Here is a 13,650-nt window from a genome sequence, read left to right as displayed (position 1 = left end):
TCTTGTATTATACTCTAAGTGAAACTGTTTTAGACCTAATTACATGGGGGTTTACGAACATAACCTATTGGCAAAAAATGATATAGGGAAGGCAAATGGTGCGCCACCAGTTTACTGGTTCTAGTGGGTTCGATTCCCACCCCGAAATTTTTTAGTACCTATATAAAAAATTTCGAGGGTGGTCCGCTTCTTTTGACACGGGATCGGAATGCCCTAATGGAGGGATAATCATGCTGAAGAAACGTGATCTTCATGACAGCCATACATTGTACGAACTAATGACGCACCCTGATGTCTTCCCTTTTGTACGACAGAAAGCTGACTCATATGAAGAATTCTTATTTATGACAAAACAAACGATCGAAGCTGAGGAGCGCGGTGAAATAATATCACGGACTATTCTAGATGAATGGGGTGCACCAATCGGCACGATTAATTTGTTTGATATTGAAGATAATGCCGGATTTTTAGGGACTTGGCTGGGAAAAGAGTATCACGGCAAGGGCTATAACAGCCCAGCTAAAGAAGCTTTTTTTCAGGAGCTCTTTTACGAAATAGGGATTGAAACTGTTTTTATGCGGATTCGAAAGGTTAATATCCGCTCAATAAGGGCAGCGGAGAAACTGCCGTATGTAATTAAAGCAAACGAGACCAGACTATCAATCTATCAGCAATTGAATGCAACCGGCGAAGTTTATGATTTGTATGAAATTCCGAAAGACTTATACACCTTTCACTTACTTCGGAATGGCTCAATTGAACAAGATTCCTCGCACTTGCTGGAAGCATAAAAGCAATCGGTTAACAACCGATTGCTTTTTTTACATGAACACGGCTTTTATTGTCTAGCTCCAGGCCATAGGCCGTTGACCAAGGCGCTTACGCTTTTCTTTTAATCCGTTATGTTTTGTTCAATACTTTCATTAACTTCACTTAGACCCATTTGGAGCAAAAATTCTTTCAATTCCTCGTCGGTTAATGTTTCAAAGCGGCCATCATGAAAAAAAACTTGGGTTTGATTTGGATTAATTCTGTTGATGTTAAAACTCATTTTCTTTGCTCCCTTCATAGATGATTACTAGCTATTATCCACAAAAGGAACAAATTTCATACAAAACTCATTAGGCGTTACATGCCACTATCTCCGTTTTTAAAGGCTTTCCCTAATACATCTATACCGCCTGTTACGGGAATAATGCTTCCGGTAATAAAGTCAGATTTTTCATCTGTCAGAAAGGCAATAACCCTGGCGATATCCTCACCTGTTCCCTGCCTTCCAACAGGGACAGTCCCCTCGAATGCAGCAATCGATTCTTCAATATTTTTCTCTTTCCACTCGTTGATAATATCACCTGGACAGACCATATTTGCCGTTATCCCATGTACCGCTTCTTCAATTGCTAATGTCCGTGTTAGTGAGGCCAATCCCGTTTTCGCTGCTGCAAAGGCAGAGCGATAAACCCAGCCTGGTGCCGTTTCGACCCGATCGTAGCCCAGAGTAATAATCCTTCCCCACTGTTGTTTACGCATTAAAGGAATTATTAGCTTCGACAAATAAAAAACAGCACTTAAGTTTCCTTGTATTAGGTAATTCCATTCCTCTAAAGTATAATCTGTCAGTTTTTTTCTTTCATGTATGTATGGACCGGCATTATGTACCAAAATATCCACGGCTGTAAAAGCAGAAAGAGTTTCCTCTACCATTCGATAGCAATCATCATAATTTGCAACATCCCCCTGAACAGTGATGATTTTCGTACCAAAACTATCTGTTAATTGTCTTGCCAGAGAAACTGCTTCGGATTCACTATTTCTATAATTAATGGCAAGCTGATACCCTTTTTCTGCAAGCTGGATTGCCGTTTGTTTACCAATACCAGAAGCTCCTCCTGTAATCAAAGCCGTCTTTTTTCTCACAAACATTACCTCTCTATTGTTAGAATTCCTTTCTATACTATATGTTAAAAAGATTCAAATATATATGCAAATAATTAACTTCCAACACAAATTAACGGAAAGGGTGAGAATTGCATATTATGGGATATCACCGATATTTGTTCGATTCAATTCTTCTTATTCCAAACTGGATTTACGTAAGCCTGAAAGGATGAAAAGGAATGTTCCCATGGAATATGTTTCCCTTCGGTAAAGATATGAAGGAATCAATGCAAAAAATGAAGCCGGAGGAAATCAACAATTTTGTCCAGGATATCATTGGAAAAATCATGCCTGGAAATATGCAGGGAATGATGAACCCGCAGGAAATGTTCAATGGATTTCAAAATACTGCCTCCCAACAGCGGCCTGTTTCAGGGGTGTTAGAGTCCACAGCCTTTGAGACTCACGACTATGTGTTCGTGAGAATTCCGCTAAAAAACGAGGAATGGATTAAAATGCTTCGCCTTTATCATACTTCTAACCAGCTAATCATCGAGCACATCCCTGAACACAATGATTCAAATACAATCACCCTGCCAGCGATTGTCAAACGGAAAGGGGCAATCGCAAACTATAAAGATGGCATCCTTGAAGTTAAAATTCCCAAAAATATTGATATGCAGTATTCGCAAATCGATGTGACGGAAATTTTGTAAATGTATTTTTGGGGAATGTTTTTTCTGTTTAAAAATATGATAAAATAACAGCTCTAACGTAAGGAGTGAAATGATGGAAATCGATAAATTAAAAAAATGGATGGATACTGCACAGCAATTCCAATCAGAAAAATTTTGGAATAATGTATTCGATAGCCAAAATAAGAGTTCACCATCCCTAAACCCAATTCCGACTGTTTCAGAACATTTTTCGAAATGCGATTTATATGAAACAGAAAATGAGCTTGTAGTCGAGGCAGAAATTCCTGGGGTACTGAAGGAAAATTTGCATATTTCCATTCACCATCAGCTTCTTACAATCACTGGTGAATGTAAAACATTTGTGCAAAATCGAAAGTATTTCATCAAAGAGCGGCCCAACCGTAAGTTTACCAAGGAAATAACACTACCTTATCCTGTTAACATTCATAAAGTGAAATCAGAAATGCGCTATGGCGTTTTATCGATTGTCATGCCGATTAACCGAGAAGAAATTGAAGATATCCCAATTACCTTTAATAGAGAATGAAAGACAGCTACTTTAAGCTGTCTTTTTAAGTAATTAATGACCCTCATGGCTATTATCGTCTTCATGATGATCATCCATGTCCATATTCTCCATCGAATCTTTTGCTTTAGGATCTTCCGGTTCACTTGGAGTCCCGACAACGAATTCCTTCTTCGGCATATTATGCATATCTCTTGCCGTTACGTGAGAAATGATATAATAGGTGCCTTCTTGCGGGAACGACTTTTCAAGACGATAGATTCCGTTCTTAGCTTGTTTTATTTCTATTTTTTCGTGTTTTTCATCCTTTGCCCGCCAAATTTCAAATATCACCGATTCGGCATCGTTCACCATTTCTTTTCCTTGACTTACCTCTGCTTCAAATAAAATTGGCTGATTTACTTTCCCAGTCTCAGGTTTAACCGATAATTCCACTTTTATCATTTCAGGTAAGGCATCATTTTGTTTGCTGCAAGACACAGCTACACTTAGTAGCAGGACCGTAATAAAAACGACTAGAAGCTTTCTCACAATTATACTCTCCTAACTTAGTTCTTCCATTATTTCTACATGAATTTTTATTAATCGCAATTTCGTTTCTGCCGCGACCGAGGAATTCATCACTCTTTTAATGGCAGAAAAATATTTTTCATATCGACTTTTTCTAACTCTTGGATGGGAATTTTCATCTAACAACTCTCGTTTTATCGCCTCGATTAATATTTCTTCGCTGCCTTTTTCCTCTTTAAGCAATATCCGATTGTTCCAAATCGAGCGGTATTCCGCTAATAAATCATCAAAATTCACTTGTTCTTTCGCCAAACCCTTTCCCCCTTTTTCTATCACCTGAATTGTTACATATTTGATAGCCTTATTGCAAAAAATAGATATTAACAATACTAAGGAAGTGTATCCTATGTCTACACCATACAGATGCCCAAACTGTAAAACGAATCGAAGCCGTTTTAATATCGTCCAGCAAGTCTCACAAGCTGTCAAGCTCGACCCCCAATCTGGTGACATCGTCAGGGAATATCAAGAAAATGAATTAGAACCATTTCATCTTCCATATAACGGACCCGAATATCGCGTTCAATGCGGTGCCTGCGGCTTAATTGAAGATGAACGAACCTTTATCAAGTTTGGCGAGCAGCCTATATAGTCCGTTAAAAAACACCTTTTCAAATAGGTGTTTTTGTCTTTAAGGAAGATTATTTTCTTTTAAAAAACCCACTGAATCCACTTTCCAAGCATCGATAGGCGAAAAACGCACAAGATGTATGTTCCCTTTAAATTTTTGCCCGCCTCTGTTTTCTATGTACCAATCTACCTCAACAGGAATATCCAAGCTGATTTCCTCGGTTAAGTCCTCTGGGGGCAGCATTTCCATCCGGAAGATGCTAATATTTTCAACCTTTGCTAAAATGGGTTTCCAATTTATTTTTTGTAAGGAAACCTGTGAAGTAATCCGTTTATCCTGCTGTTTAAAGCCTGTCACATAGGCATTAATCGCCTCGTAGGGATTCGCTTTTCCGAGATATTCCTCTAATTTTCCTGCTGCTTTCAAAATCATCAACATATGGGAGAAGTCCATTGTGTTTGTCCGATGAGTTGTACTCCCGTAAAAATGGATACAAAAATGACCGGGAAAATTATTTTCTAATGCGCCTGCACCATGCGGCATTCCATGCATCGATGCAGCAATCCATTGCTCTTTATGAATAACGATGATTGCCCGCCGTCTCCAACTCCATTTACCACCATATATTTTTTTCATTATTTTCGTATCTTTTTTTGTTAACGGCTGTACATCGGCATGGTTACTCCCTGCCCTTCTTTGGACCTTGAAGCGTTTTCCTGTTTCAACATCGAGGACGGTGAATTTTGTGTATTTTGGTACTATGTGATTAACTTCTTTCCAATCCGGCATTTCAATTTTATAGCTAATATCAGATGCAGCTTGAACCCCTTGTCCATATTGGAGGAAATAAATTAACACCAAAAAACAAGCTAACTTTTTCATTTCAGACCCCCTCTTAATGGTTTTTAAGCTACATTAAAAGAGTTACCTGAATATCTATTTATCATTCATTTCATCTTGACTATTTTCTTATTTCTCAAGATTTCCCAGCTGTTCCTCAATCCGATTCCAATCGATATTTTCACCGATAAATACGAGGTTTAATGGCAAATTCATCTCTTCTTTGATGTAAAGCGGCATACCATATGAAAATTGGAATAAAAACGGCAGTGCCGAAGAATCAAATTTCACATATCCTTTTATACGGTAAATTGTATCCGGCAGTACTTTTAAGAATTCCTCAAACGCTGTATGATTAATTGCGGTTTTAAATTGGTAGACAAAGGTGGATAAGTTTAAATCAATTCGCTGTGATGCCTTTTCAAAGGATACAGATAGACCTCTAAGCTGTTCAATTGAAACCTGAGAATAATTCGTCAGCAAGCATTTTGCTGTTTGGTTAATGGCTTGGATTTCAAAGGAAATAGCCGCTTGTTCCTGTTCTTTCAAATCCTTCATCTTGTTAATTATGATAAAGTCAGCATGTCTAACTTGCTCAAGGACAAGCTGCTGAAGCTGCGGACTTAATGATTTCCTGTCCTTCCATCTCGTGCCATCAACTGTTGTAATAATTCCTTTAATATTCAATTGATCCGCAAACAACGGAGAAAGAATCGCATCTAACACTTCAACAGGATGGGCGGCGCCTGTCGTTTCGATATAAATGACATCCGGCTTTTCCTCTACTAATAGACCTTGAAGCTGGGCCTCAAGCTTATCCTGAATCGAGCAGCATATACAGCCTCCTAATAACTCTTTCAGTGATACGTCTTCATCTACAGCATCAGAGTCAATCGATACTTTTCCTAATTCATTCATCATGACTGCGACTTTTCGCGCTGATTTCCGTTCATCTTCTAGAAAACGTTTTAAAAGGCTTGTTTTTCCACTGCCTAAAAAGCCTGATAAAATATATACTTCTGTTTTTTTTAACGTCATTTCCCTTCACTCCTCTTTCCGATAAGACATAAGAAATGAACCCGACTCATTTGAATCGGGTTCCATTTTGTTATTTCATTTTCCCTTTTAAGACCTCAATCGCTTTTAGCATTTGCGTATCATTTGTCTTTATTTTTTCTCTTAACAGATCCATCAATTTCAATGTTGATTCACCTTTTAAAACTCCATCAACCGGAAGCTTTTGTGCTGTTTGAAATTGAGTGACAGCTTCTTTCGTTTTCTCATCGAAAAATCCATCTTCTCTGCCTGGGTCATAGCCAATCGCCTTCAACATCTTTTGCGCCGTCTCCACTTCCGCAGATGAAATAGACAAGGCAAGCTCCTTATCCGGATTGATAATCGGCAATGAAGCATAATCAGGGAGAGCAACTTCTACATCCGGGGTGATTCCTTTTTTATGAATCCACGTTCCATCCGGCGTCAGCCATTTGGCAATGGTATATTTAATATTGGAGCCGTCTTTGAAATCAGCGGTTGTCTGTACCGTACCTTTTCCAAAAGATTTTTCACCAACAAGCGGTACACCAGCAGATTCTTTTACTGCAGCGGAAAGAATTTCGGAAGCACTTGCACTTCCTTTATCAATTAGCACCACTAATGGCAGGTCTGGATTTCCGGTATTTTTCGAAGGAATTTCGGTTATCTTGCCATTCCGGTCTTCTTCCTTGACAATGATCTTACCTTTAGGAACGAACATACTTGATATGTCGATCGCTTGGTTTAATAAGCCCCCAGGATTTTGCCGCAAGTCTAAGACCAAACCTTTCATTCCCTTTTTCTGCAAATCATTTAAGGTCTCAACTAATTCTTTTGATGTATTCGTTGAAAAGCTGGTAATTTGAACTTTAGCAATCGACTCATCCACCATTTCACCATAAACAGTCTCAATAGGAATCTCATCGCGAATAATCGGCACCGTCATCGGCGCATCTATTCCTGGGCGCTGAATTGTCAATTCTACCTTCGTTCCCTTTTTCCCTCTAATTAAGGTAACCGCTTGGGTTGAAGTCATTCCCTGCAGGCTTTTTCCATCGACTGACGTAATCATATCATTAGGTTTTAAGCCTGCTTTTTCAGCAGGAGACCCTTTAATCGGGGACACGATGACAATATGCCCATCCTTTTCTTGAATCTCGGCACCAATTCCTTCAAACGAAGAAGAAATACTACTATGAAAGCTTTTTGCTTCCTCATTACTCATATAATCGGAGTATGGGTCATCCAGGGAATCGACCATCCCGTTTATCGCACCATTTATGAGCTTTTTTTGATCCAAATCCTTGTAATAACCATTTTTTAATGTATCAAAGGCTTCATAAAGTTTATTAAATTCTGTCCTTTGAGGAGCAACTGTTACGACCTTTTCTTTTCCAAACGCCAGGGCAAATGTCGTAATCCCCGCAGATAGAAAAACAATGCAAAATAACAGCATGATAAAGTGAAACTTTTTTAATCGAATATAACTGGATTTGCTCTCTGTTGCTTGCTCTTGTTCAATGTTTCCTTCTGCAGTTTTCTCTTGTTCAACATTCTTTTCTTCCAAAGCCTTCACCACTTTCATTAACCATAAAAGTAAACCCTTAGTGATTAGAATAACATCTTTTTTATAAAAAAACACAAGAAAAGTTATTGAAATTAATAATAACCACTATGACCTTCAAAAAAATAGAAAAAACCCCTTCCTTTTTGGAAGAGGTGGGAAGTTTTATTCCTTGATTGCTGCTTCCAAGGCAACTTCTATCATATCATTAAAGGTCAATTGTCTTTCTTCAGCTGTTGTTTCCTCACCTGTTAAGATATGATCACTGACGGTTAGAACGGAAAGTGCTTTGCGGTCAAATTTAGCAGCTAATGTATAAAGTGCAGTTGTTTCCATTTCGATTGCAAGGATTTGATATCTTGCCCATTTTTCAAGTTCAGCATTATCATTATAGAATGAATCTGCTGTGAAAATATTCCCTACTTTCAAATTAAGTCCTTTGGTCACACCTGCATCATAAGCCTTTCTAAGCAAGTCAAAGTTAGCAGTAGGGGCAAAGTCAACATGACCAAAAGTAAGACGATTCATATTCGAATCTGTTGAACTTGTCATCGCCAAAATTACATCGCGAACTTTAACATCTTTTTGAATCGCTCCACACGTACCAATCCTAATTAGATTTTGCACTTGATAGCTTTGGATTAATTCATTTACATAAATAGAAATGGATGGCACACCCATTCCAGTCCCTTGAACAGAAATCCGTTTTCCTTTATAGGTTCCAGTAAAACCTAACATATTACGGACTTCGTTATAACATTTTGCATCCTCTAAAAACGTTTCAGCAATATATTTTGCTCGAAGCGGATCTCCAGGAAGCAAGACTGTTTCGGCAATTTCATTTTCTTTGGCACCAATATGTACACTCATTAAATAGACCTCCAATCAAATATAAGGACAGTATTTGTTATTCTGCACCATAGCCACTATAACATAATCGCTTTTAAAGCAAAACCTTGACATGTTTTTTTGATTTTGTGGAAATCTATTTGTTATAAGGAGGGGGTTAACGATGGGTAAAAAACATCGAAGCAGAATAAATTCAGCTAAGAAGAATAATCACATCCCTGCTGAAGCGATTGTCGCGGAACATGAAGCACATGCAAAAGAGCATAACGCTACAGGCGGAAGAAAAAAAACCTAAGGGTATCTCCTTAGGTTTATTGACTGTTCATTTTAAAGTAGAATGATACGATTTATGGGGAACCAGCCGCCGGGTTTTAATTGAAAATAATACTGGCCGCCACGGGCTTCATCAATCAAGATGATATCGCCGGTTGCGAGAAATCTTCCTTTATAATTTGCCGGTAATCTATCGGTTACGTTAAAGCGGCTGAAGGTTTCCTCTAAACACTGCTCCCGGCTATTTGCCGAAATGTTCGTACGATAGACCTCTTTATATCCTTTATTTTCGCGGTACTTTGGAGTTTGAAAGATCGTCACATCATACTGAATATTTGCTCTTCTTGTTAATACCTTGATCATCATATACCTCCAATTATTAGAATTAATCGCTTATTCTAATAATTGGCCATACACATTGTCAAATCCTCCTTAGAATTTTCACTATTTTTGTCGAATTCCTCATTTTACCGAAGAAAAATGTTTCAAGGGTTAAATAACTGAGTAACTGCACCTATCATCTATCGTATATGGAACCTTGAGTTACTAGTTTCCTATTCATCTTCTACCTCTTCGTCAATAATGCTCTTTTCAATTAAATATTCAAACGTTATATCAGCGATTTCTTCTAATTCTTCTTCACTAGGAACGTATCCCCTTTTCACTAGCTCATGAAAGAAAAATTCGGCAATCTCTTCTGTATCAATAAATACTTCAATTTCTCTCATTAGCATCGCCCCCTTTTTAGAGAATGTATGATGGAAATAGCTTTTTCATGCCATTTACGTTGTAAAGAGAAGGTATACCCTTAAGACTTTATTAATGTTTTTCCGAACCTTTTATTTTATCAAGAAGCCATGTCTATTTCCGCTTGGACAAGCATAGGATGATTGAAAAGAACACTATGAGGTGATAAGGATGTCATATTTTCAATTAAAGCTTGAGGCATGGATAGAAGATGTAAATAAGGAGGATGGTTTCACCCTCCGACTCTTTGAGAAGATTACCAACACGTTGTTTTTTCTGATTAAATGGGCAGGAATTCCATTTGTCCTGTATTTACTATTTGAGGCATCATGATGGTAATTATACATGACTTTTGCCATCATTGCTCCCTAGACTTTCTAATTTCCTGAGAATCACCCGCATTACTTGATAATATTCCTGATCATGAAACATTTCATATAAAATTCGGTAATCATTAAATATGTCCAAGAGGTTGTCAATTAATTCCTTTTTTTCCTTCTTTCTTTCAATTTCTTCAAATTCCGCTTTTCTTACCATGTTTAGTGGTTTAGGTATATTTGCTGCCTTTTCCTGCTTATTCACTAAGTATAGGATTCCTAACTTTTGGATAAATGTATCAGCATTCTCCGCATCAGCTACAAGTGTCAGTTCCTCTTCACCTGCTTCGAGCCATTCCCCATCACTCACCCTTGATAACTCATAAATAATATCTTCCCAAGCGTCTTCTTTGTACCGCCAAATCTCTGTTCGAAAGCCAACCACTTTAAATAAATCGGCACCATAACCACTGACTTGAACTAAATCTCCGAAGAAGAATTTATATTCAATATCAATCTGTTCGTGCTCCAATACCGTGCCTTCATACTCCGATAGTAATTGTAAGGCGGATTCTATGAACAGCCCATCACTTTTATTTACTTCATACACGTACTTTCCGTCGAGCCATTTAACATCCGTAAACTTTCTAAAGTAGCCGGATTTATAACCCTATGATTTAAAGGGGGTCTGAGTTTCCAAAACAAAAAAACTCATATACCAAATGATACATGAGTTTACTTTAGCTTGTCATTTCCTTTTTTATCATTTCGGCACGGTTTCTTACGTTTATTTGTCAGTTCAACTAGTCCCCTTGCCGCTTTCTCGGAATCAAAAGTTCCTCTCTCGGCATATTTCACTTTCATGAGATCACCTCATAGCAAAATATGCTACCGGAACTTGTTTGGTATCTTGTCTTTAATGTTTTTTTAGAAGCATAATATAAAAATATTAAACGTTGTTTTTTACTCAATCAAGCGCAAGAATTTATTATTTTCAATCATACGAATGCTTATCCTCCCATAAGACTGTTTAATTATTCACAATTATTATTAATTTGCGCATAATTGGTAAAATTATTCAGTGGTGAAAATCTAATCATCTATCCGACTATCGGCTCACAGCAAAAAGCGCCATCCGGCGCTCTTTTTATTCGTTTATTTACTCTGAGTAAATTAACTCTTCATCTGTGATATTGTACGAATCTTTCATGATAAAATCATCTTCATCATAAGCCGTACGCGTTAGAAATCTCATACGATTCTTTCGGACGAAGGACTTTAAATATTCAATATGATTAGCTATTTGCTTATAACATAGTCTGGTTTCATCATCATTTAAATTTAATCGGTTTATTTCAATTGGATGAGTATAAACATCCAGCAGTCTCCAATTTATATCAAATACGGCAGATATTGTTATCATTCCGCTCGGAATGAATATTGGCAAACGTATAGTTCCTGTTTCAGTACCAACAACCATAAGCTTTAACTTCATGTTTCATCCTCCTTTTGTAATAAAATGCCCCACCAGCAATTTGTTCACTCGGGAATAATTTTATTTACAGTTGGAAAAATGTAGGAAAACAAACAACAAAGTAGGTGAAATTATGATTGATTTTGAACGAAAAGAAGAAATCGCATCCATCAAAGCAGAAGTTTTAGGAATCTTGAACATGGTAATCGGTGATGACCTGTACAATAAAGAAATGATGGTGACCGACTTAACAAATCTTGTTGCACTGCTCGATGAAATGGATGTTACGGTGAAACGGATCGAGTTAGATTACTAAAAAAAGCGCCTTTTGGCGCTTTTACACAATTATACGGACTTAATCTTTTTATGCTTGTTTTTCCTGATTTTCCACTCCTAGAATAACTTCAAGCCTTTTCAAAAAAACCTTACGGAGGAAATACTAGCTAATGTAAATGAAAGCGCTCATTATAGCAGGGGGCTTCCATTTGTTTTGAAAGTTTGCATTTTATTTGGAGGTAATTTTAGCACAATAATTTAATCTTTTGGTATACCCTTTCTGTTAGGTTCTAACAGCCATTCCCCTATTGTTTTCATGAAATACCATACATCCACTTCTGTGGGTTTTAAATATTCTTCAGAATCCGGATTTTCTCCCATTTTTTCAAAAATGTCGATTAACCATTTGGAACCATGACCTGTAACTTCTAATTCCTTTAGCCAGCTTTCCAATTCTCCATTTTTAATTACGAATAAACCATATTCGGCGATTTGATTTAAAAAATTGTCTGCGGCTTCACGAACATCTGGAGGCAAAGTGGATATACCACCCTGTGTTTTCATATTTATCCCTAATTCATCAAACTTTCTTTTTATCGTTCCCCTCATATTGCCAAGAGAATCGTACGATATTTCGGGAACATAGCCCCCTTTTAAAAAATTCGCCCAAACTGTTCCCCCCTCTTTTATAACATCAATATCGACTATTGTTGCTGCAGGAATTCCCAATTCCCTTAACGGTCTTATGATATGGTGTACCGTTTGCTTATTTTGAGCATTAATAAATAAGCAATTAGGAATACCTGAGTTGGGCATAAATTTTAATAAACGCTCATTTATTTCTTGATAAAAAGCACGGTCAGAATCTGACTCTGTCACAATTACGGATTCGTAAAATAAGCCCTCAATTACGCCTGTTGAGCGCAATAAAGGATTCCTCATTAGTTTTAATAAATTTTCACTTGGAAGAATTCTTGCAGTTGGTACACCATGTAAATAAGTCAAACGTACAATATTAACTGGCACACCTGATTGAATACAACCCATGATAAAGTTAGCACTGTGTGTTGAAACAAATATATTTTTATTTGAATTTGCAGCAGATGATGAAATTTCTTTTCCCAATTTAAACGATAATGAGGGATGTAAAAACGCTTCAGGTTCATCAATCATAAGGACAGAAGGGTCGCCTGCAACAACTTGAGTAATAATTCCAGTAAATGCTTTTACACCATCACTAAGATTCGTTATCTCTTGCCCCTGTGAGTGGAAATCAACCGCGTCTTTGTGAATTCCCCTTTCTTGAATGTCATTTTCCGGTTCAACGTTAGAAAATTTCATCTTTAATGTACCTAACTCGGTAGGGTCAATCACAAAGTACCTTTTAAAGGCATCATATAATATCCTACGTACTTCTTCTCTTTTGTTATCATCTCTAAATAATAGAGCTAAACTATTCACTGGAGGTGCTTGTAAATCTCCAGCTTGCTGATGATTTATTAACTGCATCCTGTTTTGCCCATCCAAAAATAAAGAACTGTATCTTAAAAAAAAATGACAAAAATTATATCTTTGCTCATTTGGATTATTGAAAAAGCTTAAAAACCCCTGCTCACTTATTTGAGTCCTTTCGGAATAATTTCCAACAATTATGTTACCTGGTTGGATTGATTCCTGTGGAAATGGTTTTCGTTTCAGTCGAGATAGAGCAATATTCCCAAATTCTATATTCATATTTTGAAACTCAATATCATCAAGAATTACATCTTGGGCATTTTTTTGCCCTTCTCTGCAATAATACAATATTTCATTTAATATCTTGGACTTTCCCGAATTATTTGGTCCAACAAATACTGTAACCGGAGTTGTTGTTAGCTCTAAATTTTCACTTTCTGGAGTTGCACCAAATTTTAATTTTAATTTAGTAATCATTGTTTTCTCCTAATCCCTTTCTCAACTGCTTTTGTAGTATTTTTTATATTTTTCTTACTTTTTATAATACAACAAAGCATTAATACTTTTACAATCAAAA

21 protein-coding genes are annotated in these 13,650 nt (G+C 37.0%); 7 read left to right on the top strand and 14 right to left on the bottom strand.

The features are described from left to right. Positions 1-230: 230 nt before the first annotated feature. A complete protein-coding gene (locus tag AA980_RS15695) occupies positions 231-791 on the top strand; it encodes a GNAT family N-acetyltransferase (RefSeq protein WP_024029269.1) in 561 nt (186 codons plus the stop codon). Positions 792-892: 101 nt separating this feature from the next. Here the strand turns inward: AA980_RS15695 and AA980_RS27500 are convergent, their stop codons facing one another. Both AA980_RS27500 and AA980_RS15690 read right to left on the bottom strand, forming a co-directional pair. Then, complete coding sequence (locus AA980_RS27500) at positions 893-1,051, bottom strand: hypothetical protein (protein WP_162837346.1); 159 nt, start codon at positions 1,049-1,051, stop codon at positions 893-895. A 77-nt stretch (positions 1,052-1,128) separates the two neighbouring features. Continuing rightward, positions 1,129-1,917, bottom strand: coding sequence for an SDR family oxidoreductase (locus AA980_RS15690; protein ID WP_024029268.1), 789 nt, complete (start codon positions 1,915-1,917; stop codon positions 1,129-1,131). A 200-nt stretch (positions 1,918-2,117) separates the two neighbouring features. Here AA980_RS15690 and AA980_RS15685 point away from each other — a divergent pair, with 200 nt between their 5' ends. Then, positions 2,118-2,594, top strand: coding sequence for an Hsp20/alpha crystallin family protein (locus AA980_RS15685; protein ID WP_024029267.1), 477 nt, complete (start codon positions 2,118-2,120; stop codon positions 2,592-2,594). A gap of 70 nt (positions 2,595-2,664) precedes the next feature. Continuing rightward, the gene (locus AA980_RS15680) at positions 2,665-3,123 is read left to right on the top strand and encodes an Hsp20/alpha crystallin family protein (RefSeq protein WP_082195744.1); all 459 of its coding nucleotides are present in this window, start codon (positions 2,665-2,667) and stop codon (positions 3,121-3,123) included. Positions 3,124-3,156: 33 nt separating this feature from the next. On the opposite strand, the gene AA980_RS15675 is transcribed toward AA980_RS15680, so the two are convergent. Both AA980_RS15675 and AA980_RS15670 read right to left on the bottom strand, forming a co-directional pair. Further along, positions 3,157-3,633: a FixH family protein gene (locus AA980_RS15675; protein WP_024029265.1), complete on the bottom strand. Its 477-nt coding sequence runs from the start codon at positions 3,631-3,633 to the stop codon at positions 3,157-3,159. 12 nt (positions 3,634-3,645) lie between these two features. After that, entirely contained in the window at positions 3,646-3,924 is a 279-nt protein-coding gene (locus tag AA980_RS15670; protein WP_024029264.1) for a hypothetical protein, read from the bottom strand. Positions 3,925-4,018: 94 nt separating this feature from the next. On the opposite strand from AA980_RS15670, the gene AA980_RS15665 reads away from it, so the two are divergent. Beyond that, the gene (locus tag AA980_RS15665; RefSeq protein WP_024029263.1) at positions 4,019-4,264 is read left to right on the top strand and encodes a hypothetical protein; all 246 of its coding nucleotides are present in this window, start codon (positions 4,019-4,021) and stop codon (positions 4,262-4,264) included. Between the two features lie 39 nt (positions 4,265-4,303). Here AA980_RS15665 and AA980_RS15660 read toward each other — a convergent pair whose 3' ends face one another. The 4 genes from AA980_RS15660 to deoD all read right to left on the bottom strand — a co-directional run bounded on the left by AA980_RS15660 (position 4,304) and on the right by deoD (position 8,552). Next, positions 4,304-5,125 (bottom strand): hypothetical protein, encoded by an 822-nt coding sequence (locus tag AA980_RS15660; RefSeq protein ID WP_024029262.1) that lies wholly within the window; start codon positions 5,123-5,125, stop codon positions 4,304-4,306. Positions 5,126-5,212: 87 nt separating this feature from the next. After that, complete coding sequence (locus AA980_RS15655; RefSeq protein ID WP_024029261.1) at positions 5,213-6,121, bottom strand: CobW family GTP-binding protein; 909 nt, start codon at positions 6,119-6,121, stop codon at positions 5,213-5,215. A 70-nt stretch (positions 6,122-6,191) separates the two neighbouring features. Continuing rightward, complete coding sequence (locus AA980_RS15650) at positions 6,192-7,703, bottom strand: lmo1851 family serine protease (RefSeq protein WP_024029260.1); 1,512 nt, start codon at positions 7,701-7,703, stop codon at positions 6,192-6,194. Positions 7,704-7,847: 144 nt separating this feature from the next. Further along, positions 7,848-8,552, bottom strand: coding sequence for a purine-nucleoside phosphorylase (gene deoD / locus AA980_RS15645; RefSeq protein WP_024029259.1), 705 nt, complete (start codon positions 8,550-8,552; stop codon positions 7,848-7,850). A 142-nt stretch (positions 8,553-8,694) separates the two neighbouring features. On the opposite strand from deoD, the gene AA980_RS28055 reads away from it, so the two are divergent. Further along, positions 8,695-8,826 (top strand): hypothetical protein, encoded by a 132-nt coding sequence (locus tag AA980_RS28055; protein ID WP_024029258.1) that lies wholly within the window; start codon positions 8,695-8,697, stop codon positions 8,824-8,826. Positions 8,827-8,858: 32 nt separating this feature from the next. Here the strand turns inward: AA980_RS28055 and AA980_RS15640 are convergent, their stop codons facing one another. Both AA980_RS15640 and AA980_RS26470 read right to left on the bottom strand, forming a co-directional pair. Further along, positions 8,859-9,167, bottom strand: coding sequence for a YodL domain-containing protein (locus AA980_RS15640; protein WP_024029257.1), 309 nt, complete (start codon positions 9,165-9,167; stop codon positions 8,859-8,861). 191 nt (positions 9,168-9,358) lie between these two features. Beyond that, entirely contained in the window at positions 9,359-9,532 is a 174-nt protein-coding gene (locus AA980_RS26470; RefSeq protein ID WP_024029256.1) for a YozD family protein, read from the bottom strand. A gap of 190 nt (positions 9,533-9,722) precedes the next feature. Between AA980_RS26470 and AA980_RS27270 the strand changes: the two genes are divergently transcribed. Beyond that, complete coding sequence (locus AA980_RS27270; protein ID WP_156351194.1) at positions 9,723-9,884, top strand: hypothetical protein; 162 nt, start codon at positions 9,723-9,725, stop codon at positions 9,882-9,884. A gap of 6 nt (positions 9,885-9,890) precedes the next feature. Here the strand turns inward: AA980_RS27270 and AA980_RS15635 are convergent, their stop codons facing one another. From AA980_RS15635 to AA980_RS15630, 3 genes are all read right to left on the bottom strand, one after another. Then, complete coding sequence (locus AA980_RS15635; RefSeq protein ID WP_024029255.1) at positions 9,891-10,478, bottom strand: hypothetical protein; 588 nt, start codon at positions 10,476-10,478, stop codon at positions 9,891-9,893. A 125-nt stretch (positions 10,479-10,603) separates the two neighbouring features. After that, on the bottom strand, positions 10,604-10,732 hold the full coding sequence (locus AA980_RS28050; RefSeq protein WP_268926657.1) for a hypothetical protein: 129 nt from the start codon (positions 10,730-10,732) through the stop codon (positions 10,604-10,606). 295 nt (positions 10,733-11,027) lie between these two features. After that, positions 11,028-11,363, bottom strand: coding sequence for a hypothetical protein (locus tag AA980_RS15630; protein ID WP_024029254.1), 336 nt, complete (start codon positions 11,361-11,363; stop codon positions 11,028-11,030). Between the two features lie 112 nt (positions 11,364-11,475). Here AA980_RS15630 and AA980_RS15625 point away from each other — a divergent pair, with 112 nt between their 5' ends. Then, a complete protein-coding gene (locus AA980_RS15625; RefSeq protein WP_024029253.1) occupies positions 11,476-11,658 on the top strand; it encodes a hypothetical protein in 183 nt (60 codons plus the stop codon). 218 nt (positions 11,659-11,876) lie between these two features. On the opposite strand, the gene AA980_RS15620 is transcribed toward AA980_RS15625, so the two are convergent. Then, on the bottom strand, positions 11,877-13,550 hold the full coding sequence (locus tag AA980_RS15620; protein WP_024029252.1) for an ATP-dependent nuclease: 1,674 nt from the start codon (positions 13,548-13,550) through the stop codon (positions 11,877-11,879). Positions 13,551-13,650 lie beyond the last annotated feature (100 nt).

The sequence above is a fragment of the Neobacillus vireti genome (genome assembly GCF_001026695.1).
GTDB classification, from domain to species: domain Bacteria; phylum Bacillota; class Bacilli; order Bacillales; family Cytobacillaceae; genus Neobacillus; species Neobacillus vireti.
The sequence above is the reverse complement of the archived record's forward strand: the minus strand, read 5'-3'. Positions and strand labels throughout refer to the sequence as shown.

What these genes read in the sequence shown, in the direction of transcription:
- AA980_RS15695 (WP_024029269.1), top strand. Translation starts at nt 231, where the DNA reads ATGCTGAAGAAACGTGATCTTCATGACAGCCATACATTGTACGAACTA.
- AA980_RS27500 (WP_162837346.1), bottom strand. Translation starts at nt 1,051, where the DNA reads ATGAGTTTTAACATCAACAGAATTAATCCAAATCAAACCCAAGTTTTT.
- AA980_RS15685 (WP_024029267.1), top strand. Translation starts at nt 2,118, where the DNA reads ATGTTCCCATGGAATATGTTTCCCTTCGGTAAAGATATGAAGGAATCA.
- AA980_RS15680 (WP_082195744.1), top strand. Translation starts at nt 2,665, where the DNA reads ATGATGGAAATCGATAAATTAAAAAAATGGATGGATACTGCACAGCAA.
- AA980_RS15665 (WP_024029263.1), top strand. Translation starts at nt 4,019, where the DNA reads ATGTCTACACCATACAGATGCCCAAACTGTAAAACGAATCGAAGCCGT.
- AA980_RS15660 (WP_024029262.1), bottom strand. Translation starts at nt 5,125, where the DNA reads ATGAAAAAGTTAGCTTGTTTTTTGGTGTTAATTTATTTCCTCCAATAT.
- AA980_RS15655 (WP_024029261.1), bottom strand. Translation starts at nt 6,121, where the DNA reads ATGACGTTAAAAAAAACAGAAGTATATATTTTATCAGGCTTTTTAGGC.
- AA980_RS15650 (WP_024029260.1), bottom strand. Translation starts at nt 7,703, where the DNA reads ATGAAAGTGGTGAAGGCTTTGGAAGAAAAGAATGTTGAACAAGAGAAA.
- deoD (WP_024029259.1), bottom strand. Translation starts at nt 8,552, where the DNA reads ATGAGTGTACATATTGGTGCCAAAGAAAATGAAATTGCCGAAACAGTC.
- AA980_RS28055 (WP_024029258.1), top strand. Translation starts at nt 8,695, where the DNA reads ATGGGTAAAAAACATCGAAGCAGAATAAATTCAGCTAAGAAGAATAAT.
- AA980_RS15640 (WP_024029257.1), bottom strand. Translation starts at nt 9,167, where the DNA reads ATGATCAAGGTATTAACAAGAAGAGCAAATATTCAGTATGATGTGACG.
- AA980_RS26470 (WP_024029256.1), bottom strand. Translation starts at nt 9,532, where the DNA reads ATGAGAGAAATTGAAGTATTTATTGATACAGAAGAGATTGCCGAATTT.
- AA980_RS27270 (WP_156351194.1), top strand. Translation starts at nt 9,723, where the DNA reads ATGTCATATTTTCAATTAAAGCTTGAGGCATGGATAGAAGATGTAAAT.
- AA980_RS28050 (WP_268926657.1), bottom strand. Translation starts at nt 10,732, where the DNA reads ATGAAAGTGAAATATGCCGAGAGAGGAACTTTTGATTCCGAGAAAGCG.
- AA980_RS15630 (WP_024029254.1), bottom strand. Translation starts at nt 11,363, where the DNA reads ATGAAGTTAAAGCTTATGGTTGTTGGTACTGAAACAGGAACTATACGT.
- AA980_RS15625 (WP_024029253.1), top strand. Translation starts at nt 11,476, where the DNA reads ATGATTGATTTTGAACGAAAAGAAGAAATCGCATCCATCAAAGCAGAA.
- AA980_RS15620 (WP_024029252.1), bottom strand. Translation starts at nt 13,550, where the DNA reads ATGATTACTAAATTAAAATTAAAATTTGGTGCAACTCCAGAAAGTGAA.